Below are 22760 nucleotides of genomic sequence, written 5' to 3' on the forward strand. Positions count from 1 at the left end.
TGACTTTGAAGGCTTGCGTACAATCGCGCACCCTGAACTTCCTGGGCAGCACCTGCCTTACGCAATTGCACTTGGGCCGTTCCAGCCCCATGCAGCCATGCCAGCCAATACCTCTTCTTATAAAGAGCTGGGTGAGCAGGATTATCGGAGAAATACCATGTACGCAGTAATCGTTACCGGCGGTAAGCAATACAAGGTCGCTGAAGGTGAATACCTGAAGATCGAAAAACTGGAAGTCGCCACTGGCGAATCCGTGACTTTTGACCGCGTTCTGTTGGTCGCCAATGGCGACGACGTGAACATCGGCGCACCTGTTGTTGCTGGCGCAACCGTCAAGGCTGAAGTGATCTCCCAAGGTCGTCACGATAAAGTCCGCATCATCAAGTTCCGTCGCCGTAAGCACCACATGAAGCGTATGGGCCACCGCCAGTGGTTCACCGAGATCAAAATCACCGGTATTCAGGCTTAATTACAGCCTAATTCCTCACTAGGAGAATTGAACTCATGGCACACAAAAAAGCTGGTGGTAGTACCCGTAACGGTCGCGACTCAGAAGCCAAACGCCTTGGCGTGAAGATGTATGGCGGCCAGGTCATCAAGGCCGGCAACATCATCGTGCGTCAGCGCGGCACCCAATTCCACGCTGGCTACGGCGTTGGCATGGGTAAAGATCACACCCTCTTCGCGAAAATCGAAGGCGTGATCAAGTTTGAAGTAAAAGGCGCCTTCGGTCGTCGTTACGTGAGCGTTGTCGCAGCCTAACTGCGAGAGTGCTGGAGAAGCCCTGTCTTGCGACGGGGCTTTTTCGTTTGTGGGGTGAGTCTCTTGCAAAGCTGTTTGTATGGGCTGCCGGCGTGCGATGCAGGTCGTGGATTGGGGTCGCTGCGCTCATTTTTGCAAGAGTCTTATGTCTTGATTGTTTTTCGGCTCGTCCGTACGGCGAGAGGCGTTGGTTATGAAGTTTGTTGATGAAGTATCGATCCGCGTAAAGGCTGGCGACGGCGGCAATGGCTGCATGAGTTTCCGTCGGGAAAAATTCATTGAAAACGGTGGTCCGAACGGCGGTGACGGTGGTGATGGCGGTTCCATCTTCATGATGGCCGATGAAAACCTGAATACCCTGGTGGACTACCGTTACACCCGGCACTTCGATGCCGAGCGTGGCTCCAACGGCGGCAGCACCGACTGCACCGGCAAGAAGGGTGAAGACCTGATCCTGCGCGTGCCGGTCGGCACTACCGTTATCGACTCTGCTACCCAGGAAGTCATCGGTGACCTGACCAAGGCCGGTCAGAAACTGATGGTGGTTCAAGGTGGCTGGCACGGTCTGGGTAACACTCGTTTCAAATCCAGTACCAATCGTGCTCCGCGCCAGACCACGCCGGGCAAGCCGGGCGAGCAGCGCGACCTGAAGCTGGAAATGAAAGTGCTGGCCGACGTTGGCCTGCTGGGCCTGCCGAACGCTGGTAAAAGTACCTTTATCCGTTCGGTATCGGCTGCCAAGCCGAAAGTCGCCGATTACCCGTTCACCACCCTGGTGCCGAATCTCGGTGTGGTCAGTGTTGACCGCTGGAAGAGTTTCGTCATTGCCGACATTCCGGGTCTGATCGAAGGTGCTTCCGACGGTGCCGGTCTGGGTATCCGTTTCCTCAAGCACCTGGCACGTACCCGTCTGTTGCTGCACCTCGTGGACATGGCGCCGCTGGATGAGAGCAGCGCTCCGGACGCCGCTGAAGTGATCGTCAACGAGCTGATCAAGTTCAGTCCGTCGCTGGCCGAGCGTGATCGCTGGCTGGTGCTGAACAAGTGCGACCAGATCCTCGAAGAAGAGCACGAGGAGCGGGTCAAGGAAATCGTTGATCGTCTGGAGTGGACCGGTCCGGTCTACGTGATTTCGGCCATCGCCAAAGAAGGCACCGAGCGCCTGACGCGCGACATCATGCGCTACCTGGAGGATCGTGCCGATCGCCTGGCCAATGATCCGGTCTACAAGGAAGAGTTGGCCGATCTCGATCAGCGCATCGAAGACGAAGCTCGTGCGCAGTTGCAGGCGCTGGACGACAAGCGTGCCCTGCGTCGCAGTGGCGTGAAGTCGGTTCACGACATCGGCGACGATGATTGGGACGAAGAAGATGTGGATGACGAAGACGGTCCGGAAATCATTTACGTGCGTGACTGATTCGTTGCAGTAAACTTAAGCGCCGCTCAATCGAGCGGCGTTTTAGTATCTGGAAAACGATTGTTGGTCACGAAGAATCACGAATAACGTCACGGGCAGAGCCAGGTCGCGCTGCCCTCAAGCTAAGGTTGAAGATGATGCGGAGCAAGGTGACAGGTGCGCAGCGTTGGGTCGTGAAGATCGGCAGCGCTTTGCTGACAGCGGATGGCAAAGGGCTGGATCGCGCGGCAATGGGTGTCTGGGTCGAGCAGATGGTGGCTCTGCATGAGGCTGGCGTCGAGCTGGTCCTGGTGTCCTCCGGGGCGGTGGCGGCGGGCATGAGTCGCCTGGGCTGGACCGCGCGACCCAGTGCGATGCACGAGCTCCAGGCTGCTGCTGCAATCGGTCAGATGGGCCTGGTGCAAGCCTGGGAATCGAGCTTTGCCGAGCATGGCCGGCACACCGCGCAGATTCTTCTGACTCACGACGACCTGTCTGATCGCAAGCGTTACCTGAACGCCCGCAGCACCTTGCGTGCGCTGGTCGAGCTGAAAGTCATCCCGGTGATCAACGAAAACGACACCGTGGTCACCGACGAAATCCGTTTCGGCGACAACGACACGCTCGCGGCGCTTGTGGCCAACCTGGTCGAGGCTGATCTGCTGGTGATCCTGACCGATCGCGACGGCATGTTCGACGCCGATCCGCGCAATAACCCTGACGCCCAACTGATTTACGAAGCGCGCGCCGATGATCCGACGCTGGATGCGGTAGCGGGTGGTACCGGGGGTGCGCTGGGGCGTGGTGGTATGCAGACCAAGCTGCGCGCGGCGCGTCTGGCGGCACGTTCCGGTGCTCATACCATCATTGTCGGCGGGCGTCTGGAGCGGGTGCTTGATCGTCTGAAGGCGGGTGAGCGCATTGGTACGTTGCTGTCGCCTGAGCGCGGCATGCTCGCGGCGCGCAAGCAGTGGCTGGCCGGGCACCTGCAAACTCGCGGCACGCTGGTGCTGGATGATGGTGCGGTCTCCGCGTTGTCCCAAGGCAACAAAAGCCTGCTGCCGGTGGGCGTCAAACTGGTTCAGGGCAGTTTCCGTCGTGGCGAAATGGTGGTTTGCGTGGCGCCGGACGGTCGTGAGATCGCTCGTGGCCTGGCCAACTACAGCGCGCTGGAGGCACAAAAAATCATCGGCCAGTCGTCGGATGCGATTGTCGGTTTGCTGGGTTACATGGCTGAGCCGGAACTGGTTCACCGTGACAACCTGATTCTGGTTTGAGGAAAACGCGATGCGCATGGCAAAAGGATTGTTGGGCTTGTTGATGGCGCTGCCATTGCTGGCCTCGGCCGAGGAAATCGGTCAGGTGTCGACGGTGTTCAAGTTTGTCGGGCCGAACGACCGGATCGTGGTCGAGGCATTCGATGATCCGAAAGTCGAGGGTGTGACTTGCTATCTGTCGCGCGCCAAAACGGGCGGTGTGAAGGGTGGGTTGGGTCTGGCCGAGGATCGTGCCGAGGCATCCATTGCTTGCCGTCAGGTCGGGCCGATCAACTTCAAGGGTGAATTGAAGGATGGCGAAGAGGTGTTCAAGGAGCGCACTTCGCTGGTGTTCAAGACCATGCAGGTGGTGCGATTCCTCGACAAGAAGCGCAACACGCTGGTGTATCTGGTCTACAGCGATCGCCTGATCGAGGGTAGCCCGCAGAATGCGGTGACGGCGATCCCGATTCTGCCGTGGGCGTCGGCTCATTAATCGCGCGTAAAAAACAGAGGAGCCGGTTGGCTCCTCTTTTTTTGCCTGTGATTTGCTGGAGTGAGGACAAATCGCAGGCAATAAAAAACCGACCCTGAGGTCGGTTTTTTAATGATTACGTCGCTTAGGCAGCAGCTTTCAGTGCCTTGACGTGACCATTCAGACGGCTCTTATGACGAGCAGCCTTGTTCTTGTGGATGATGCCTTTATCGGCCATGCGGTCGATAACTGGCACAGCCAGAACGTATGCAGCTTGAGCTTTTTCAGCGTCTTTTGCGTCGATGGCTTTAACTACATTCTTGATGTAGGTACGAACCATGGAACGCAGGCTGGCGTTGTGGCTGCGACGCTTCTCAGCCTGTTTTGCACGTTTTTTGGCGGAAGGTGAGTTGGCCACCGTCGAGCTCCTCGAAAGACTTTTTAGGAAATAGCAAACAAAATAGGCCGCGAATCATGCCGATGAAGAGATGTCTTGTCAAGGGCGCTTGAGACGTTCCGCTAAGTGGTAGGTATAAAGAGGCGGGATATTTATTTCCGGCGCTTGACCTGTAAACTCGCGAGCTTTGGCTCTGTGCTGTTGCGGCGCGGAGTATCGCACAAGTAGGCGCATTGTTCGCCTGCTGTTTATCGACAGGCACACATTCCTTCAATGAATCTGCTCAAATCGTTGGCCGCCGTCAGCTCTATCACGATGCTTTCCCGGATTCTCGGGTTTGTTCGCGACACGCTCATTGCCCGCACCTTCGGCGCCGGAATGGCGACCGATGCTTTCTTCATCGCCTTCAAGCTGCCCAACCTGCTGCGCAGGATTTTCGCCGAGGGCGCGTTTTCCCAGGCTTTTGTGCCGATCCTGGCCGAATATAAAAGCCAGAAGGGCGAAGAGGCGACCCGTACCTTTATTGCTTACGTTTCCGGTCTGCTGACGCTGGTTCTGGCGCTGGTCACTGCGTTGGGCATGATCGCCGCGCCCTGGGTGATTTGGGCCACGGCACCGGGTTTCACCGATACGCCGGAAAAATTCCAGCTGACCTCCGACCTGCTGCGAGTGACCTTCCCTTATATATTGCTGATCTCCCTGTCTTCGCTGGCGGGTGCGATCCTCAATACCTGGAACCGTTTCTCGGTGCCGGCATTCGTGCCGACCCTGCTCAACGTCAGCATGATCGTGTTTTCGCTGTTCCTGACGCCGTATTTCGATCCGCCGGTCATGGCCCTCGGTTGGGCGGTGCTGGTCGGTGGCCTCGCGCAATTGCTCTATCAACTGCCGCACTTGAAAAAGATCGGCATGCTCGTGCTTCCGCGCCTGAATCTTCGCGATACCGGTGTCTGGCGGGTGATGAAGCAGATGTTGCCGGCGATCATCGGCGTCTCGGTCAGCCAGATTTCCCTGATCATCAACACTATTTTCGCCTCGTTCCTGGTGGCGGGCTCGGTGTCCTGGATGTATTACGCCGACCGCCTGATGGAGTTGCCGTCCGGTGTACTCGGTGTGGCGCTGGGCACGATCCTGCTGCCGACACTGGCCAAGACCTACGCCAGCAAGGATCGCCACGAATATTCGCGGATACTCGACTGGGGCCTGCGGCTGTGCTTCGTGCTGGTATTGCCATGCGCGCTGGCGTTGGGGATTCTGGCCGAGCCGTTGACGGTTTCACTGTTCCAGTACGGCCAGTTCAGCGGATTTGACGCGGAGATGACGCAGCGGGCATTGATTGCCTATTCTGTCGGTCTGCTCGGGATCATCGTGATCAAAGTGCTGGCGCCCGGCTTTTATGCGCAACAAAACATCCGTACGCCGGTAAAAATCGCAATTTTCACTTTGGTGGTTACTCAGCTGTTCAACCTGGTGCTGATCGGTCCGCTGGCCCACGCCGGCCTGGCACTGGCGATCAGTGCCGGTGCCTGCCTGAATGCCGGGTTGCTGTTCTATCAACTGCGCAAACAACAGATGTATCAACCGCAGCCGGGCTGGTTGAAGTTCGGTTTCAAGCTGTTGGTGGCTGTGGCGGTGATGTCAGCGGTGCTGTTGATCGGCATGCATTTCATGCCCGCGTGGGATCAGGGTCACATGTTGGAGCGCTTCCTGCGCCTGGGCGCCCTGGTGGTTGCCGGTGTGGTGGCTTACTTCGGCATGTTGCTGCTACTCGGTTTCCGCCTGCGCGACTTCAATCGCAAGGCCTTGAGCTGAGGTTTCACCCTTGAAAAGCGGGCGCGAGCCGGCAGTTTTGTCGGCTCGTTCACTTTGGGTTACGGTGTTGCCTGTCGTCGGCCGTCGGGTGTGGTTATAATCGGCCACTTTATGAGCAAGAAGCGCGTTATGCAGCTGGTTCGAGGCCTCCACAATCTGCGCCCCCAGCATCGGGGCTGCGTCGCCACTATTGGCAACTTTGACGGTGTTCACCGCGGTCACCAGGCCATCCTGGCCCGACTGCGTGAGCGTGCGCTTGAGTTGGGCGTACCCAGCTGCGTGGTGATTTTCGAGCCGCAGCCACGGGAATTCTTTGCCCCGGAGACCGCTCCGGCGCGTCTGGCCAGGTTGCGCGACAAGCTGCAACTGCTGGCCGCCGAAGGCGTCGACCGGGTTCTGTGCCTGGCCTTCAACCAGCGCTTGAGCAAGCTCAGCGCCAGCGAGTTTGTCGATACGATCCTGGTTGATGGCCTCGGCGTGCAGCATCTGGAGGTCGGTGACGATTTCCGCTTCGGTTGCGACCGTCTCGGCGATTTCGATTTCCTGTTGCAGGCCGGGCAGGTCCACGGTTTTACCGTGGAAGCGGCGCAAACCGTCGAGCTGGACGGCATTCGCGTCAGCAGCACTCAGGTGCGCAACGCGCTGGCCGCCGCCGATTTTGCCTTGGCCGAGCGCCTGCTGGGTCGCCCGTACCGGATTGCCGGTCGCGTGCTGCATGGCCAGAAGTTGGCCCGCCAGTTGGGTACGCCCACGGCGAATATTCAACTCAAACGCCGTCGCGTGCCGTTCACCGGGGTTTACCTGGTCGACGTCGACATCGACGGCAAGACCTGGCCCGGCGTCGCCAATATCGGCGTGCGGCCCACGGTGCAAGGTGATGGCAAGGCCCACCTTGAAGTCCATCTTTTAGATTTTGCCGGCGATCTGTATGACCGGCGTTTGACGGTGGTTTTCCACCAGAAGCTGCGTGAAGAGCAGCGTTTCGCCTCCCTGGAGGCATTGAAAACGGCGATCAGCGCGGATGTCGCCGCCGCCCGTGCACTAGCCGCACCTAGCGCCCATCGCTAATGAAGAGCCTTAAATGACCGACTATAAAGCCACGCTAAACCTTCCGGACACCGCCTTCCCAATGAAGGCCGGCCTGCCACAGCGCGAACCGCAGATCCTGCAGCGCTGGGACAGTATTGGCCTGTACGGAAAGTTGCGCGAGATTGGCAAGGATCGTCCGAAGTTCGTCCTGCACGACGGCCCTCCGTACGCCAACGGTACGATTCACATCGGTCACGCACTGAACAAGATTCTCAAGGACATGATCATCCGCTCGAAGACCCTGTCGGGCTTCGACGCGCCGTATGTCCCGGGCTGGGATTGCCACGGCCTGCCGATCGAGCACAAGGTTGAAGTGACCCACGGCAAGAACCTCGGCGCGGACAAGACCCGCGAACTGTGCCGTGCCTACGCCACCGAGCAGATCGAAGGGCAGAAGTCCGAATTCATCCGTCTCGGCGTGCTGGGCGATTTCGCCAATCCGTATAAGACCATGGACTTCAAGAACGAGGCCGGTGAAATCCGCGCCCTTGCCGAAATCGTCAAGGGCGGTTTCGTGTTCAAGGGCCTGAAGCCTGTGAACTGGTGCTTCGATTGCGGTTCGGCCCTGGCCGAGGCGGAAGTCGAGTACGAGAACAAGAAGTCCTCGACCATCGACGTCGCGTTCCCGATCGCTGATGAGGCCAAGCTGGCTGCTGCGTTCGGTCTGCCATCACTGGCCAAACCTGCTGCCATCGTGATCTGGACCACCACCCCGTGGACCATCCCGGCGAACCAGGCGCTGAACGTTCACCCGGAATTCACCTACGCCCTGGTCGACATCGGCGACAAGTTGCTGGTGCTGGCTGAAGAGCTGGTCGAATCCTGCCTGACCCGTTACGGCGTCGAAGGTACCGTATTGGCAACAGCGCCGGGTTCGGCGCTGGAACTGATCAATTTCCGTCACCCGTTCTATGACCGTCTGTCGCCAGTGTACCTGGCCGACTACGTGGAACTGGGCGCCGGTACCGGCGTGGTTCACTCCGCCCCGGCCTACGGCGTGGACGACTTCGTGACCTGCAAGAAGTACGGCATGGTCAACGACGACATCCTCAACCCGGTACAGAGCAACGGCGTCTATGTGCCGTCGCTGGAATTCTTCGGCGGCCAGTTCATCTGGAAAGCCAACCCGGCCATCGTCGAAAAACTCACCGAAGTCGGTGCGCTGCTGCACACCACCGTCATCGAACACAGCTACATGCACTGCTGGCGTCACAAGACCCCGCTGATCTACCGCGCCACCGCGCAGTGGTTCATCGGCATGGACAAAGAGCCAGTCAGCGGCGACACCCTGCGCGTACGCTCGCTCAAAGCCATCGAAGACACCAAGTTCGTCCCGGCCTGGGGCCAGGCGCGCCTGCACTCGATGATCGCCAACCGTCCGGACTGGTGCATCTCCCGTCAGCGCAACTGGGGCGTGCCGATCCCGTTCTTCCTGAACAAGGAAAGCGGCGAATTGCACCCACGTACCGTCGAGCTGATGGAAGAAGTCGCCAAGCGCGTTGAAGTCGAAGGCATCGAAGCCTGGTTCAAACTCGACGCTGCCGAACTGCTGGGCGATGAAGCGCCGCAGTACGACAAGATCAGCGACACCCTCGACGTCTGGTTCGACTCAGGCACCACCCACTGGCACGTCCTGCGCGGTTCGCACCCGATGGGCCACGAGACCGGCCCGCGTGCCGACCTGTACCTGGAAGGCTCCGACCAGCACCGTGGCTGGTTCCACTCGTCCTTGCTGACCGGTTGCGCCATCGACAATCACGCGCCGTACCGCGAGCTGCTGACCCACGGCTTCACCGTGGACGAGTCCGGCCGCAAGATGTCCAAGTCCCTGGGCAACGTGATCGCTCCGCAGAAAGTCAACGATACTCTGGGCGCCGACATCATGCGTCTGTGGGTCGCTTCGACCGACTACTCCGGCGAAATGGCCGTGTCCGAGCAGATCCTGCAGCGCAGCGCGGATGCCTATCGTCGTATCCGTAACACCGCGCGCTTCCTGCTTTCCAACCTGACCGGTTTCAACCCGGCCACCGACCTGCTGCCGGCCGAAGACATGCTGGCGCTGGATCGCTGGGCGGTGGACCGTACCCTGCTGCTGCAACGCGAGCTGCAAGAGCACTACGGCGAATACCGTTTCTGGAACGTCTACTCGAAGATCCACAACTTCTGCGTGCAGGAGCTGGGTGGGTTCTATCTGGACATCATCAAGGATCGCCAGTACACCACCGGCGCCGACAGCAAGGCCCGTCGTTCGTGCCAGACCGCGCTGTTCCACATCTCCGAAGCGCTGGTGCGCTGGATCGCGCCGATCCTGGCGTTCACCGCCGACGAGCTGTGGCAATACCTGCCGGGCGAGCGCAACGAATCGGTGATGCTCAACACCTGGTACGAAGGCCTGACCGAGTTGCCGGAAGGCTTCGAGCTGGGTCGCGAGTACTGGGATCGCATCATGGAAGTGAAGGTGGCGGTCAACAAAGAGATGGAAATCCAGCGCGCGGCCAAGGCCGTCGGTGGCAACCTGCAAGCCGAAGTGACGCTGTTCGCCGAAGACGCGCTGACCGCCGATCTGGCCAAACTGAGCAACGAGCTGCGCTTTGTCCTGATCACCTCGACTGCCACTGTTGCGCCGTTCGTGCAGGCTCCAGCCGACGCTGTGGCCACCGAAGTCAGCGGCCTGAAGCTGAAGATCGTCAAATCCGCCTTCCCGAAATGTGCCCGTTGCTGGCACTGCCGTGAAGACGTCGGCGTGAACCCGGAGCATCCGGAAATATGCGGTCGTTGCGTGGACAACATCGATGGCGCCGGTGAGGTTCGTCACTATGCCTAATGCCGTTGGCCGTTTCGGACGGCTGAGCTGGCTCTGGTTGAGCTTGCTGGTTCTGGTCATAGACCAGGCCAGCAAGTTCTACTTCGAAGGCAAGCTCGAGATGTTCCAGCAGATCGTGATCATCCCTGATTACTTCAGCTGGACACTGGCCTACAACACCGGCGCTGCGTTCAGCTTCCTCGCGGACAGCTCCGGCTGGCAGCGCTGGCTGTTCGCCTTGATCGCGATTGCGGTCAGCGCAGTGCTGGTGGTCTGGCTCAAGCGCCTGGGCCGCAACGAAACCTGGCTGGCCATCGCGCTGGCGCTGGTGCTGGGCGGCGCACTGGGCAACCTTTATGACCGCATTGCCCTGGGCCATGTGATCGACTTCATTCTGGTGCACTGGCAGAACCGCTGGTACTTCCCGGCGTTCAACTTCGCCGACAGCGCCATCACCGTTGGTGCGGTGATGCTGGCACTGGACATGTTCAAAAGTAAAAAAACCGGAGAAGCCGTTCATGACTGAACAGGTATTGGCTGAGCAACGCATCGGCCAGAACACGGAAGTCACCTTGCACTTTGCATTGCGCCTGGAGAACGGCGACACGGTCGACAGCACCTTCGACAAGGCACCGGCGACCTTCAAGGTCGGCGACGGCAACCTGCTGCCGGGCTTCGAGGCGGCACTGTTCGGTTTCAAGGCTGGCGACAAGCGTACACTGACCGTCGAGCCGGAAAACGCCTTCGGCCAGCCGAACCCGCAAAACGTGCAGATCATTCCGCGTTCGCAGTTTGCGGACATGGAACTGTCGCCGGGTCTGCTGGTGATCTTCAACGATGCGGCCAATACTGAGCTGCCGGGTGTGGTGAAAGCGTTCGACGACGCGCAAGTGACCGTCGACTTCAACCACCCGCTGGCTGGCAAGACGCTGACCTTTGACGTGGAAATCTGCTCCGTCAAAGCGCTGTAATCGCTGTTCTGCAGGAGCCGGCTGATCGGCTCCTGTAATGATCCAATCTTTCGCGCGCAAGACACGAGGCACCGCATGCAAATCAAACTCGCCAACCCCCGTGGCTTCTGCGCCGGCGTGGACCGGGCGATCGAAATCGTCAACCGCGCCCTGGAGGTCTTCGGGCCGCCGATCTATGTGCGTCACGAAGTGGTGCACAACAAGTTCGTGGTCGAAGACCTGCGCAGTCGTGGCGCGATTTTCGTCGAGGAACTCGATCAGGTACCGGACGACGTTATCGTGATCTTCAGTGCCCACGGTGTCTCGCAAGCCGTGCGCACCGAAGCCGCCGGCCGTGGCCTGAAAGTGTTCGACGCTACCTGCCCATTGGTGACCAAGGTACACATCGAAGTCGCGAAATACAGCCGCGACGGTCGTGAATGCATCCTGATCGGCCACGCCGGTCACCCGGAAGTCGAAGGCACCATGGGCCAGTACGACGCCAGCAATGGCGGTGCGATCTACCTCGTCGAAGACGAGGAGGATGTCGCCGAGTTGCAGGTGCGCAACCCGGAAAAACTGGCCTTCGTCACCCAGACCACACTGTCCATGGATGACACGAGCCGTGTCATCGATGCGCTGCGTACGCGTTTCCCGGCCATTGGCGGGCCGCGCAAGGACGATATCTGCTACGCCACCCAGAACCGTCAGGACGCGGTCAAGCAACTGGCCGATGAATGCGACGTGGTGTTGGTGGTGGGCAGTCCGAACAGTTCCAACTCCAACCGCCTGCGTGAGCTGGCCGAGCGCATGGCCACGCCGGCCTACCTGATCGATGGCGCCGAAGACCTGCAGAAGAGCTGGTTCGACGGTGTCGAGCGTATCGGCATCACCGCCGGTGCCTCCGCCCCGGAAGTCCTGGTACGTGGCGTGATCCAGCAGTTGCAGGCCTGGGGCGCCACCGGCGCCGACGAACTGGCCGGGCGTGAGGAGAACATCACGTTCTCGATGCCTAAAGAGCTGCGCGTACGCTCGATCTGATCGCTTTATCCTTTCGGCACAGCGCCTGTTCAGCCTTTTGGCTGGCCAGGCGTACGCGACCGGTCGCCGCCAGCACCACCTGGAGCTGGCTGACCGGTTCACGAGCCGAACATAGATGTATCGTCCCCGCCTGAAACTTGCGGTCCGGCACCAGTGGCTGGCCCAGGCTGCTGAACCGTATGTAGCGGCTCACCAGCCAGTTGCCGACAATCGGTATCTTTGCGTCACTCGCCTGCTCGATCAGCAATGGATTACCGGCATCCGCCGGCCCCTTTCCATTGAGATCCAGAATGATCCGCCAGCCCTGACCCCAATCACCGTTGATGCCATGAATCACCACGCTCTGATTGCGCGTGATGGCCATGCTCCGGGCATTACGAATTCCGTCGAGCAAAGACTGCGCGGCCTGCTGCCGCCGGTTTGATTCGGTGAGGTCCGCCAGCGCCGGACTGACCAGCGACAGAACAATTGCGCCGATCGCCAGTCCCATAAGCAGTTCGACCAGACTGAAACCCTGTTGCGGCATGTGCGTCTCCTCCCTGGATTGTGCACGGCGGCGCAATCCGTGCGCCGCACGCGGTAAATCAACCGGCGCATGCCGGTTGAATGTTCTAGGTTTGTACAGGTATAGCCGACGGCAACGGAGGGCATCGATGGATCATCGTACAAAAGGTTTCACGCTGATCGAGCTGTTGGTGGCGGTCGCGGTGTTTGTGATCCTGATCACGATGGCGGTGCCGGCGTTCACCCGTTCGGTGCAGGGCAGCAAGGCCGACACCGAGGTCGGCGACCTGCAACGGGCCCTCAATTACGCCAGACTCGAGGCGATCAACCGGGGCGTCACCACTCGCTTGCGGCCCAGCGCCGGCGGCAGCGTCTGGACCGGCGAGTTGTCGGTCTACGACAGTACTGGCACTCCGGCCAATGTATTGCGGGTTGTTCCAGCGATGAGCAGCGGCGCGACTCTGACGCTACCCTCTGGAGTGACCGCGCTGGATTTCAACAATCTGGGCGGACTGGCGGCACCGTCCACGGCGGTGGTTATCAGTTACACGCTGGGAACGCAAAGCAGGACGCTGAACGTGTGTCTGAACGGACGAATTCAATTGGGTGGAAGTTGCGGATGAGGGCAGGGAGCAAGTACGCACAGGAGGGCATGACGCTGATCGAAGTGCTGGTCGCGTTGTTGATTCTGACGGTCGGGTTGCTGGGCGCGGCGGCGGTTCAGCTCAATGCGCTGAAGTACACCGACAGCTCGCGGATGACCAGTCAGGCGAGCTTCATCGCTTACGACATGATGGACCGGATCCGCGCCAACTCGGGCGCCGACTACACTGTCACACCGCCGACCACGGGTAACCTGAGTGTCGCCCGGGATCAGGATCTCTACGACTTCACCACCAATATCGCTAATTTCGGCGGCCCGACCGCCACCGGCAGCATCACCCTCAATCAACGCGTGTACACCATCACCATCACCTGGAGTGACGCGCGCGCCACCAATACGAGCAGTGCGCCCCGCAGCTTTGTGCTGACCAGTCGCGCCGCGGTCGATCCGGTGGCCACGCCATGAAGCGCCAAAACCTGGGCTTCGGCCTGATCGAAATGCTGGTCGCCCTGGCGCTGGGGCTGATCGTGGTACTCGGCGTGGTGCAAATCTTCCTGGCGGCGAAAAACACCTACGTCAGCCAGAACAGCGCCGCCGCCATGCAGGAAGATGCGCGGTTCGTGTTGAGCAAGATGATCCAGGAGCTGCGCATGGTGGGTATGTTCGGCTGCCTGGGCACGATTACCGATTCCAGCTCGGCGGGAGATTTCAATGCGGCCCAGATCACGCCGATCAGTTGGGACAGCGCCAATCTCAAACTGACCCTGGTCACCGCCGATGTCGGCAGCGCGGGCGGGACGCCGACCTGGACCGTGGTCTCCGATTGCCGCAACAGCGCCACGGCTTATACCGGTGCGCGGGTGGCGGCGACAGGACAGATTGCGTTTCCGATCCGGCGGCTGGTCTACAGCTTCAGCAACAACCAGATTCTGATGGGCACCGGCAGCGGTAATCCGGCCCAGCAGGTGCTGGTGAACAATGTCAGTGCATTCACCGTGACGTTCGGTCTGGCGAGTTCCGCGACCGATGTCGCGGCGTCCACCTACAGCGCCAATCCCGGTGACCCAGCGCGGATTCGCAGTGTGCGCCTGAGCCTGACCCTCACCGATCCGAACAATCGGGTCCGCGATCAAACCTTCAACGTGGTTGCCGCCTTGCGCAACCGCTTGCAGTGAGGGGCGAACGATGAACGTTTCCCTCCATCGGCGACAGTTACAGGGCGGCATGGTGCTGCTGGTCAGTCTGGTGTTTCTGCTGCTCCTGACGGTGATCGGCCTGTCATCGATGCAAAGCGCCAACCTGCAGGAAAAAATGGCCGGCAGTGTGAGTTTGCGCAATCAATCGTTCCAGACTGCCGAGGCAGCGCTGCGCATCGGCGAAAGCGCGGTGCAACAGGATGGCTACGCGCTGGCGGTGTGCGCCAGCGCCACCCAATGTGCACCGCCGGCGGAGTCCTCGGTGGTGAGCGCTGCCGGGCTCAACTCGACGTCGGGCGTCACCTGGATCGCCGCCGGCAGCGGGTTCTACGGGGTGCAGAACATCGGCACGACCCTGACGGCGGTGAACGTACCGAGCAATACCTCGGCGACGTTGTACCGGGTCACGGCCGTCGGCATCGCCGGCACTTCGCGCAGTGTGGTGGAGAGTGTCTATGCGAAGTATTGAGCGACGCTTCAAATGGCTGTCGCTGCTGCTCGGCATGCTGACCGGGCTCTATCTGGCGGCACCGGCGTATGCTTTCACGCCGTCCGATTCGCCGCTGTTGAGCGCGGCCGCCGTGCCACCGAACGTCATGTTGATGATCGACGACTCGGGCAGCATGAACAGCATCATCTATGCGACGGGTTTTGATCCGACCGTGGATCGCACGCCGGCCCGCCAGTGCAACGCGGTCATCGGCCTGTGCCTGAGCTCGACCGCCATTACCGGCGATACGATCTTTCTGTCGAGCCTGCCGACCTCCGGCTGCTCCGGCGGTGCCTATGCGTTCTACAACAACAGCCTGACGCCGCTCTGTCTGAAGCTGCCGGATCCGGTGGGCAGCGGCAACACCCGCTATTCGGCTGATTACATTTCCTACGTGGTCGGACTTGCCATCGGCAACGGAACGCGCGATTTCACCACCGGAGCCATTCCCAACGATTACCGGATCAACGTGGCGCGCAACGTTTCCACCGCACTGGTTACCAGCAATCGCAACCTGCGCATGGGCCTGGCCACCTTCAACCCGGTCTCCAGCAACAACCCCGGCAACGGCGGTTTCATTGCGCGCTCCATCAGCGACCTGTCACCGGTCAGCGGCAGCGTGACCCAGGCCCAGGCCGACACCAACTACAACGCACTGATTTCCTCGATCAACGGCCTGAGCGCGGTGGCCAACACGCCACTGGCCGAGACCTATTACGAAATCACCCGCTACATGCGCGGGATGACGCCGTACTACAACAGCACGCCGAGCACCTACACCAGTCCGATCCAGTATCGCTGCCAGAAAAACTACGGGGTGGTGATCACCGACGGCCTGCCAACCTATGACCGCACCTTTCCCAGCAATGACCCGCTGGGCGGCAGCCGCCTGCCGAACTGGGACGGTATCAACAATGACGGGAACAACCTGAACGGGGACGGGGAGGGCGATACGCTGTACCTGGACGATATCGCCAAGTTCGCTTTCGACATCGACATGCGTTCCTCCGGCACCGACGCGGCGGGCAAGAGCTGGAACGCGGTGGATTTCCCCAGGCAGAACATGAACACCTACACCGTGGGCTTCACCGCTTCCAACGACATGCTCTCGGACGCCGCCGATTACGGACAGGGCCGCTACTACCAGGCGACCGACAGCGCCGGTCTGAATGCCGCATTGTCTTCGGCGTTGAGCGATATCACTTCCAAGGCTGGTTCCGGCGGCAGCGGTGTGGCCAGCGGCACCACGCTGGCGAGCGGCACCAGTTACTTCCAGACCAGTTATGACCCCAGGGACTGGCGCGGCACGATCAAGTCCTTTGGTTTTACCTCGGCCGGGGCGGTCAACACCTCGGCGGTATTGTGGACCACCGACACGGCCATCGTGCCCGGCGCCACCGCCCCGACCTACCAGTCGTGGAACACCCTGAACAACGCGGCGGTGACGCTGGCCTACGGCAATTTCTCCCCGGCCCAGCAGACCGTTCTCAGCCAGGGTCTGCCCACCGGCATCAGCGGCATCGACCTGGTCGAATGGAGCAAGGGCACCAACAAGGCCGGGCTCAAAGTGCGCAGCGTGTTGCTAGGCGACATCATCAACTCACCACTGGTGCTGGCTTCGCCCACGGAAAAAACCGCCTCCGATCTGGCCGGTGACACCACTTACAGTACCTACCTGACCACCAAAGCCTCGAACATGAATGCCAGCCTTGTGGTGAACGCCAACGACGGTTTTGTCAGTGTCATCAACTCGGCCAACGGTACCCGACGCTATGCCTACATGCCGTCCAGCGTATTGCCCTCGCTGCGCCTGATTGCCGATCCGAACTACGTCAACGGCGTCAGCCACAAGTTTCTGGTGGATGGTCAGCTCGGTGTATTCGATGCGCAATTCGGTACGGTGTGGAAAACCCTGGCCATCGGCGGCACGGGCGCCGGCGGCAAGACTTTCTACGGGCTCCAGCTGTTCGATGCCTCGGCGGGCAACGTCATCCGTGCCTTGTGGGAGGTCAGCGCTCCAGCCACTGCCAGTACATCCAACGCATTTAATGATCTGGGTTACGCCTATGCCCGCCCGGAAGTGGCACGCTTGGCCGATGGTCGCTGGGCGGCATTCATTGCCAACGGTTACGGCAGCAACTCCGGCGTGGCGGCGCTGTATGTGCTGGATGTGCGTGACGGCTCGCTGATCAAGAAAATCGTCATCGACAGTACGGAAACCACCAACGGTTTGTCCTCGGTGAAGCTGAGGGTCAATTCGCAGAACGTGGTACAGGCTGCGTATGGCGGTGACTTGAAGGGACGGTTGTGGAAGTTCGACCTGAGCGCCACGTCCTCCGACAGCTGGGGCGTGGCGTTTTCCGGCAAACCGTTGTTCACCACGGCTGGCGGGGCGACTCAGCCGATCACTGCGCAACCGTTGCTGGCGGACAACGCTCTGGGTGGCAAACAGATTTTCGTCGGCACCGGCAAATTCAACGAGACCGTCGACAAGACCAACAAGGATTTGCAGGCGTTCTATTCGGTGTGGGATGCCGATGGCGGGTCGGGCCAGATCACGGTCAGCAGTTTGCAGGCGCAGGCGATTACCGGGGTGTTCTCCGGCAGTTCCGGGCAGTTCGTCACCACCAGCCAGAACGACACGGCGTATCCGGCGGAGAAGGGCTGGTACCTGCCGCTGGTGTACAACAACGCATTGACCGGCGAGCGGGTGATCAACCAGGCCAGTCTGGTGCTGGGACGAATCGTGTTCACCACGGCCAGTGTCGATACCACCGACCCGTGTTCCAGTTTCGGTACCGGCAAACTGATCGAACTCGATGCGTTCAGCGGTAAGATGCTCAACTACGCGGTGCTCGACACCAATGCCGATGGCGTGGTCGACAGCAACGACACGATTTCCAGCGGCGTGGTGTTCACCGGCGGTATCCCGACCCTGAACGCCATCGTCAACGGTGCAACACGCAAGGTCGTGAACGATTCCAGTGGCGGTATCACCACCCTGGTGGAAAAATCCGGCGGCGGCAGCCGTCGTATCATGTGGCGGCAAATTCAGTAAGCGAGAGTTCGAGGCATGCGCAGATCCAACCGAGGTTTCACCCTGATCGAGATCATGATCGTGATTGCGATTATCGGGATCATCATCACCATTGCCGCACCGAGCTATAGCGAATATCTGAAGAAGGGCCGTCGCGCCGAGGTGGTATCGCTGCTGTCGGAGCAGGCGCAGACTCTCGAGCGCTTCTACACCAGAAACAATGTTTACACGGGCGTCACCGGTCTCAGCACGGGTAATGATTTCTACACCATCACCCCGACCATCGCTGACCAGACCTTTGTGCTGACCGCGACCCGCAAGACCGGCACGGCCATGGCCACTGACAAGTGCGGGGATTTCACTCTCACCAACACCGGTGTCAGAAGCATGAACAACGCGACCACCGGGCTGACCACCAAGGATTGCTGGGGCCGCTGAGCCGCTCTATTTCGGGTGCCCTTTGCGCCCACTGTCTTTTTTACGGTTGGATCAAACATGACCAGGCAACAGCAAGTGGTGATTGTCGGTGGCGGGGTGATTGGCCTGCTCACTGCGTACAATCTCGCCTCCGAGGTCGGCAGCGTGGTGCTGCTGGATCGTTCGAACGTCGGCCAGGAATCGTCCTGGGCCGGTGGCGGTATCGTGTCTCCGCTGTACCCGTGGCGCTACAGCCCGGCCGTCACCGCGCTGGCGCACTGGTCGCAGGATTTTTATCCACAACTGGGCGAGCGTCTGTTTGCCGATACCGGGGTCGATCCGGAAGTGCACACCACCGGCCTGTACTGGCTGGATCTGGATGACGAAGCCGAAGCGCTGGCCTGGGCCGCGCGGGAGAACCGTCCGCTGCGGGCTGTGGATATCTCGGCGGCGCATGATGCGGTGCCGGTGCTCGGTGGCGTTTTTTCCCGGGCGATCTACATGGCCGATGTGGCCAACGTGCGCAATCCGCGGCTGGTGAAGTCTTTGAAAGCGGCGTTGCAGGCGCTGCCGAATGTGACGATTCATGAGCAGTGTGAAGTCAGCGGGTTTGTCCGTGATGGTGAGCGGGTGGTGGGGGTGCAGACTCCCACAGGTGTGATCGCCGGCGATCAGGTCGTTCTCACTGCTGGTGCGTGGAGCGGCGAACTGCTCAAGACCTTGAACCTGTCGCTGCCGGTGGAGCCGGTCAAGGGCCAGATGATTCTCTACAAGTGCGCGGCGGATTTCCTGCCGAGCATGGTGCTGGCCAAGGGGCGCTACGCGATTCCGCGCCGCGACGGGCATATTCTGATCGGCAGTACACTGGAGCACGAAGGCTTCGACAAGACCCCGACGGACAACGCGCTGGAAAGCCTCAAGGCATCGGCGGTCGAGTTGTTGCCGGCGCTGGCCGATGCCGAAGTGGTGGGACATTGGGCCGGGCTGCGACCGGGTTCACCGGAAGGCATTCCTTATATTGGCCGGGTTCCGGGGTTTGACGGTCTGTGGCTGAACTGCGGTCATTACCGCAACGGACTGGTGCTGGCGCCGGCATCCTGTCAGTTGTTTGCCGACGTGATGCTGGGGCGCGCGCCGATCATTGATCCGGCGCCGTATGCACCGGCCGGACGGATCCAGTCAGTTTTTTAGCGGTGCCTGATAAATCGCTTTCGCGGGCAAGCCCGCTCTCACAGGGTACGGCGCTTTACTCAAAAGTTGAGCACGGCACAAAAAACTGTGGGAGCGGGTTTGCCCGCGAAGGGGCTCAGTCCAGCCCGAGCTTCTTGAGCCTGTAGCGCATCGACCGAAACGAAAGACTCAACCGCTGCGCCGCCGCCGTGCGATTCCAGCGGGTCTCTTCCAGTGCCTGCAGAATCAGTTTGCGCTCGACGCTCTCAAGATAGTCTTCGAGGTTGTCGATCCGGGTGAGATCTGCGACCCCGCCCTCGGCGGCACCGTTGCCCTCACTCAGGCGTAAATCCTCGGCCTCGATCGTGCGGTTTTCACACAGGGTGTGCGCCCGTTCAAGCACGTTTTCCAGTTCCCGCACGTTACCCGGAAAGCGGTAGTTTTTCAGCGCCTCAAGGGCATGGGGATGAAGACGTGCCGCCGGTTGTCCGGTGCCATTGGCCAGGCGTTTGAGCATGTGGCCGGCGAGTGCTTCGATGTCCTCGCGACGTTCGCGCAGGGACGGCACACGCAGTTCGATCACGTTCAACCGGTAATACAGATCCTGACGAAAACGCTCGGCAGCCACTTCCGCGTCGAGGTCCTTGTGCGTCGCGCAAAGGATGCGCACATCAACCACGGTTTCCTGTTGACCGCCGACGCTGCGCACGGCTTTTTCCTGGATAGCCCGCAGCAGCTTGACCTGCATCGGCAGCGGCAGATCGGCTACTTCATCGAGAAACAGCGTGCCGCCATGGGCCGCCTGAAACAGACCCGGTTTATCCTCCACCGCGCCGCTGAAACTGCCTTTGCGGTGGCCGAAAAACTCGCTCTCCATCAACTCAGAAGGAATCGCCCCGCAGTTCACCGGCACGAATGGCCGGCTGGCGCGCGGGCCCTGTTCATGAATCAGTCGGGCGACCAGTTCCTTGCCGCTGCCGGACTCGCCACTGATGTAGACCGGTGCCTGGCTGCGAGCCAGTTTGTCGATCTGCTTGCGCAGGTTGCGCATCGGCGGCGATTCGCCAAGCAACCGGCGGTCGATCGAGGTGCAGACATTACCCGCCGGCGGCATGCGCAACGCCGAGCCGACCAGCTCGCGCAGACGCGTCAGGTCCACCGGTTTGGTCAGGAAGTCGAAAGCCCCGGCCTTCAGGGCGTTGATCGCCGTTTCCAGGCTGCCGTAGGCGGTAATCATCGCCACCGGCAGTTGTGGATAACGTTGCTGGATGTGCTGCACCAGCTCCAGGCCGGTGCCGTCGGGCAGGCGCATATCGGTCAGGCACAGATCGAAACTCTCGCGGTGCAGCAGCGCCTGGGCTTCATTGAGATTGCGTGCGCTGAAGGTGTCGAGTTTCATCCGTCCCAGGGTGATTTCCAGGAGTTCGCGGATATCCGGTTCGTCGTCGACGATGAGGATTTTTTGCCGTGGGCTCGTGTTCAACTTTGTTTCCGTCCGTGAGCAAAGGTGATGCGAAAGCAGCCGCCGCCTTGGCGTGATTTGAAGTCTAGGCGCGCTTGATTGCTTTCGCACAGCTCACGGGACAGATAAAGCCCAAGGCCGGTGCCCTGGCTGCTGGTGGTAAAGAAAGGTTCGAACAGATGACCCTGTTGTTCCAGCGACACACCGGGGCCGTTGTCCTGCACTTCGAGCACGGCCAGCGTGCTCTCGGGGTCAATGAACAACGTCAGCCAGACCTCGGCCGGATCGTGCAAAAGGGCACTGTGGCGCCAGCCGTTGCGTAACAGATTGTCGAGAATCTGCGTGAGCTGGCCGGGATCCATCAGGGTACGGAAGTCTCCCGGACCGATGTGCAGGTGAATATGCTGGCGCTCGCCAGCCTGTTCGCGACTCTCCTCGACGAACTGCTCCAGCCACGGCTTGAGATCCAGCCGTTGCGGCGCGCTCTGCTGACGGCGGGACAGTTGCAGGACGTTTTCGATGACTCGGTTCATGCGCTGGGAGTGGTCTTGAATGATCTGCGTCAGACGCCGATCCGCGCTGTCGAGTTCCTCGGACTCCTGCAACAGCTGTGCAGCATGACTGATGGCCCCCAGCGGATTGCGGATTTCATGGGCGATACCGGCGGTCAGTCGGCCCAGCGCAGCAAGTTTCAATTGCTGGGCCTGTTGGGCGATCTGAGCGAGGTCTTCGAGAAACACCAGGGTTTGACGGTTCGGACTTTGGTCCAGGGCGATGAAACTGGGTTGCAGCTCCAGGCCGTTGCCGGCGATTTTCAGGCTTTGCGGGCGCAGGGTCGGGTTGTTCAGCCACAGTTGCAGGCGTTCGACCAGTGCGCTCGAGTGCTCGTCGATCAAGTCACCTTCAAGATGCGTTTGGCCCAGCAGGATCCTGGCGCTGTGGTTGGCCAGTTGCACCCGGCGCTGTTCGTCGAGCACCAGAATGCCGGTGCGCATGCGTTGCAGGATCAACGCATTGAGGGCTTCGAGCCCCACCACCTCGCTGGCGCGCAGCTCGGCCAGGTTCTCACTGACTTCAAGACGGCGGATCAACCCTTGCACCAGCAGCGAGGCGGCGAAGCACAAGGCGCCGAGGGTGCCGGCCTGCAGATAGTCGTTGGCGCTCAAGGGGTGGCTGAAACTCAGCACAAAGCTGAGCCCGACAATGCCGAGGGTGGCGATGGCGGCGATCAGCAAGCCGATGTGTCGTCGCAGCAACGTGTTGCTGATGGCCACCGAAACGATCAGCAAGTTGCCAATCGCACTGGCCACACCGCCCGCCGCGTAGAACACGCCGCACAGCAGCAGAATGTCGACCAGTGCCAGAGCGAACAGCTGGGCCGGGCGGCGGATATTCTCAAGGAACACCACCAGCAGAATGTTCAGCACCAGGTACAACCAGCTGCCATTGCGCAGCCACTCGTCGTTGGCCGAGGTCAGCAGGCGGTTGTCCATGTTGCTGGAGATCAGCAGCACCAGGGTGATGCCGACACTTAAACGGTACAGATGATAGAGGCGCAGCAGTCGCTGGGCCTGTTTGCTGTCGGCGTTGTCGGCCTCAGCGATCACTGGAGCCGGGGCCTTGCTCAAGGTGAGCCTGGCTGCAATACCACTGTTGTTGAAGGTTCAGCGCGCGGTCGCGGGGCAGGTGCACACCGCAGTGGGCGCAGCGCACCATCGGCGCGGCATCCTGTTCGCGAGGCGATCGGGCGGAAGAGGCGGGGGCCTTGAATTTGCGCCACAACCACACAGCAGCGGCGATCAAGGCAATCCAGAACAGTAAACGAAGCATGATGGGCGGCTTTTCGGCTAATGATCCGGCAGTTTAGCCAAGGACCCGACAAGCGCACAGCCCAATCAC

The 22760-nt window shown here is 60.5% G+C and carries 23 protein-coding genes; 18 read left to right on the forward strand and 5 right to left on the reverse strand.

Features of this window, described 5'->3' with window-relative positions; translation table 11 throughout:
• Window positions 1–157: 157 nt before the first annotated feature.
• The 5 genes from rplU to QLG12_RS08285 all read left to right on the forward strand — a co-directional run bounded on the left by rplU (window position 158) and on the right by QLG12_RS08285 (window position 3910).
• Window positions 158–469: a 50S ribosomal protein L21 gene (rplU, locus tag QLG12_RS08265; protein ID WP_003228361.1), complete on the forward strand. Its 312-nt coding sequence runs from the start codon at window positions 158–160 to the stop codon at window positions 467–469.
• Window positions 470–504: 35 nt separating this feature from the next.
• Window positions 505–762, forward strand: coding sequence for a 50S ribosomal protein L27 (gene rpmA, locus QLG12_RS08270; RefSeq protein ID WP_003228360.1), 258 nt, complete (start codon window positions 505–507; stop codon window positions 760–762).
• A gap of 193 nt (window positions 763–955) precedes the next feature.
• The gene (cgtA, locus tag QLG12_RS08275) at window positions 956–2179 is read left to right on the forward strand and encodes an Obg family GTPase CgtA (protein ID WP_282474301.1); all 1224 of its coding nucleotides are present in this window, start codon (window positions 956–958) and stop codon (window positions 2177–2179) included.
• 137 nt (window positions 2180–2316) lie between these two features.
• Window positions 2317–3435, forward strand: coding sequence for a glutamate 5-kinase (proB, locus tag QLG12_RS08280; protein WP_045121906.1), 1119 nt, complete (start codon window positions 2317–2319; stop codon window positions 3433–3435).
• 10 nt (window positions 3436–3445) lie between these two features.
• Complete coding sequence (locus QLG12_RS08285) at window positions 3446–3910, forward strand: CreA family protein (protein ID WP_007959533.1); 465 nt, start codon at window positions 3446–3448, stop codon at window positions 3908–3910.
• 124 nt (window positions 3911–4034) lie between these two features.
• On the opposite strand, the gene rpsT is transcribed toward QLG12_RS08285, so the two are convergent.
• Entirely contained in the window at window positions 4035–4307 is a 273-nt protein-coding gene (gene rpsT / locus QLG12_RS08290) for a 30S ribosomal protein S20 (protein ID WP_011336008.1), read from the reverse strand.
• A gap of 252 nt (window positions 4308–4559) precedes the next feature.
• Between rpsT and murJ the strand changes: the two genes are divergently transcribed.
• The 6 genes from murJ to ispH all read left to right on the forward strand — a co-directional run bounded on the left by murJ (window position 4560) and on the right by ispH (window position 11981).
• Window positions 4560–6098 carry a murein biosynthesis integral membrane protein MurJ gene (murJ, locus tag QLG12_RS08295; RefSeq protein WP_074691489.1) on the forward strand — a complete coding sequence of 513 codons (1539 nt, stop codon included), beginning with the start codon at window positions 4560–4562 and terminating at the stop codon, window positions 6096–6098.
• A 129-nt stretch (window positions 6099–6227) separates the two neighbouring features.
• The gene (ribF, locus tag QLG12_RS08300; protein WP_007959537.1) at window positions 6228–7166 is read left to right on the forward strand and encodes a bifunctional riboflavin kinase/FAD synthetase; all 939 of its coding nucleotides are present in this window, start codon (window positions 6228–6230) and stop codon (window positions 7164–7166) included.
• A gap of 13 nt (window positions 7167–7179) precedes the next feature.
• Window positions 7180–10011 (forward strand): isoleucine--tRNA ligase, encoded by a 2832-nt coding sequence (gene ileS, locus QLG12_RS08305; protein ID WP_282474302.1) that lies wholly within the window; start codon window positions 7180–7182, stop codon window positions 10009–10011.
• Window positions 10004–10516, forward strand: coding sequence for a signal peptidase II (gene lspA / locus QLG12_RS08310; RefSeq protein ID WP_108563283.1), 513 nt, complete (start codon window positions 10004–10006; stop codon window positions 10514–10516). The genes ileS and lspA overlap by 8 nt, the downstream gene beginning before the upstream one ends.
• A 7-nt stretch (window positions 10517–10523) precedes the next feature.
• Window positions 10524–10961, forward strand: coding sequence for an FKBP-type peptidyl-prolyl cis-trans isomerase (fkpB, locus tag QLG12_RS08315; protein WP_282474317.1), 438 nt, complete (start codon window positions 10524–10526; stop codon window positions 10959–10961).
• A 75-nt stretch (window positions 10962–11036) separates the two neighbouring features.
• The gene (ispH, locus tag QLG12_RS08320; protein WP_065257498.1) at window positions 11037–11981 is read left to right on the forward strand and encodes a 4-hydroxy-3-methylbut-2-enyl diphosphate reductase; all 945 of its coding nucleotides are present in this window, start codon (window positions 11037–11039) and stop codon (window positions 11979–11981) included.
• On the opposite strand, the gene QLG12_RS08325 is transcribed toward ispH, so the two are convergent.
• Window positions 11953–12507, reverse strand: coding sequence for a GspH/FimT family protein (locus tag QLG12_RS08325; protein WP_197870587.1), 555 nt, complete (start codon window positions 12505–12507; stop codon window positions 11953–11955). The genes ispH and QLG12_RS08325 overlap by 29 nt on opposite strands.
• A 127-nt stretch (window positions 12508–12634) precedes the next feature.
• Between QLG12_RS08325 and QLG12_RS08330 the strand changes: the two genes are divergently transcribed.
• Genes QLG12_RS08330 through thiO form a run of 7 tightly spaced genes read left to right on the forward strand, consistent with a single transcriptional unit; the run spans window position 12635 to window position 19420 of the window.
• On the forward strand, window positions 12635–13108 hold the full coding sequence (locus QLG12_RS08330) for a GspH/FimT family pseudopilin (RefSeq protein ID WP_064599521.1): 474 nt from the start codon (window positions 12635–12637) through the stop codon (window positions 13106–13108).
• Window positions 13105–13554, forward strand: coding sequence for a type IV pilus modification protein PilV (pilV, locus tag QLG12_RS08335; RefSeq protein WP_197870588.1), 450 nt, complete (start codon window positions 13105–13107; stop codon window positions 13552–13554). Before QLG12_RS08330 ends, pilV begins: the two co-directional genes overlap by 4 nt.
• Window positions 13551–14264: a prepilin-type N-terminal cleavage/methylation domain-containing protein gene (locus QLG12_RS08340; protein ID WP_197870589.1), complete on the forward strand. Its 714-nt coding sequence runs from the start codon at window positions 13551–13553 to the stop codon at window positions 14262–14264. The genes pilV and QLG12_RS08340 overlap by 4 nt, the downstream gene beginning before the upstream one ends.
• A 10-nt stretch (window positions 14265–14274) precedes the next feature.
• Window positions 14275–14754: a PilX N-terminal domain-containing pilus assembly protein gene (locus QLG12_RS08345; protein ID WP_236194106.1), complete on the forward strand. Its 480-nt coding sequence runs from the start codon at window positions 14275–14277 to the stop codon at window positions 14752–14754.
• The gene (locus tag QLG12_RS08350; RefSeq protein WP_282474303.1) at window positions 14741–17833 is read left to right on the forward strand and encodes a PilC/PilY family type IV pilus protein; all 3093 of its coding nucleotides are present in this window, start codon (window positions 14741–14743) and stop codon (window positions 17831–17833) included. Before QLG12_RS08345 ends, QLG12_RS08350 begins: the two co-directional genes overlap by 14 nt.
• 15 nt (window positions 17834–17848) lie before the next feature.
• Window positions 17849–18250 carry a type IV pilin protein gene (locus tag QLG12_RS08355; RefSeq protein WP_197870593.1) on the forward strand — a complete coding sequence of 134 codons (402 nt, stop codon included), beginning with the start codon at window positions 17849–17851 and terminating at the stop codon, window positions 18248–18250.
• A gap of 57 nt (window positions 18251–18307) precedes the next feature.
• Complete coding sequence (gene thiO / locus QLG12_RS08360; protein WP_282474304.1) at window positions 18308–19420, forward strand: glycine oxidase ThiO; 1113 nt, start codon at window positions 18308–18310, stop codon at window positions 19418–19420.
• A 115-nt stretch (window positions 19421–19535) separates the two neighbouring features.
• Here thiO and QLG12_RS08365 read toward each other — a convergent pair whose 3' ends face one another.
• From QLG12_RS08365 to QLG12_RS08375, 3 genes are read right to left on the reverse strand one after another with little or no spacing between them, the layout of a single operon-like run.
• Window positions 19536–20882 (reverse strand): sigma-54 dependent transcriptional regulator, encoded by a 1347-nt coding sequence (locus QLG12_RS08365; protein WP_236194104.1) that lies wholly within the window; start codon window positions 20880–20882, stop codon window positions 19536–19538.
• The gene (locus QLG12_RS08370) at window positions 20879–22468 is read right to left on the reverse strand and encodes an ATP-binding protein (protein WP_282474318.1); all 1590 of its coding nucleotides are present in this window, start codon (window positions 22466–22468) and stop codon (window positions 20879–20881) included. Before QLG12_RS08370 ends, QLG12_RS08365 begins: the two co-directional genes overlap by 4 nt.
• Entirely contained in the window at window positions 22458–22691 is a 234-nt protein-coding gene (locus QLG12_RS08375) for a PP0621 family protein (protein WP_115079251.1), read from the reverse strand. Before QLG12_RS08375 ends, QLG12_RS08370 begins: the two co-directional genes overlap by 11 nt.
• Window positions 22692–22760 lie beyond the last annotated feature (69 nt).

Source organism: Pseudomonas sp. V88_4, from assembly GCF_029967985.1.
Lineage (GTDB): Bacteria > Pseudomonadota > Gammaproteobacteria > Pseudomonadales > Pseudomonadaceae > Aquipseudomonas > Aquipseudomonas glycinae.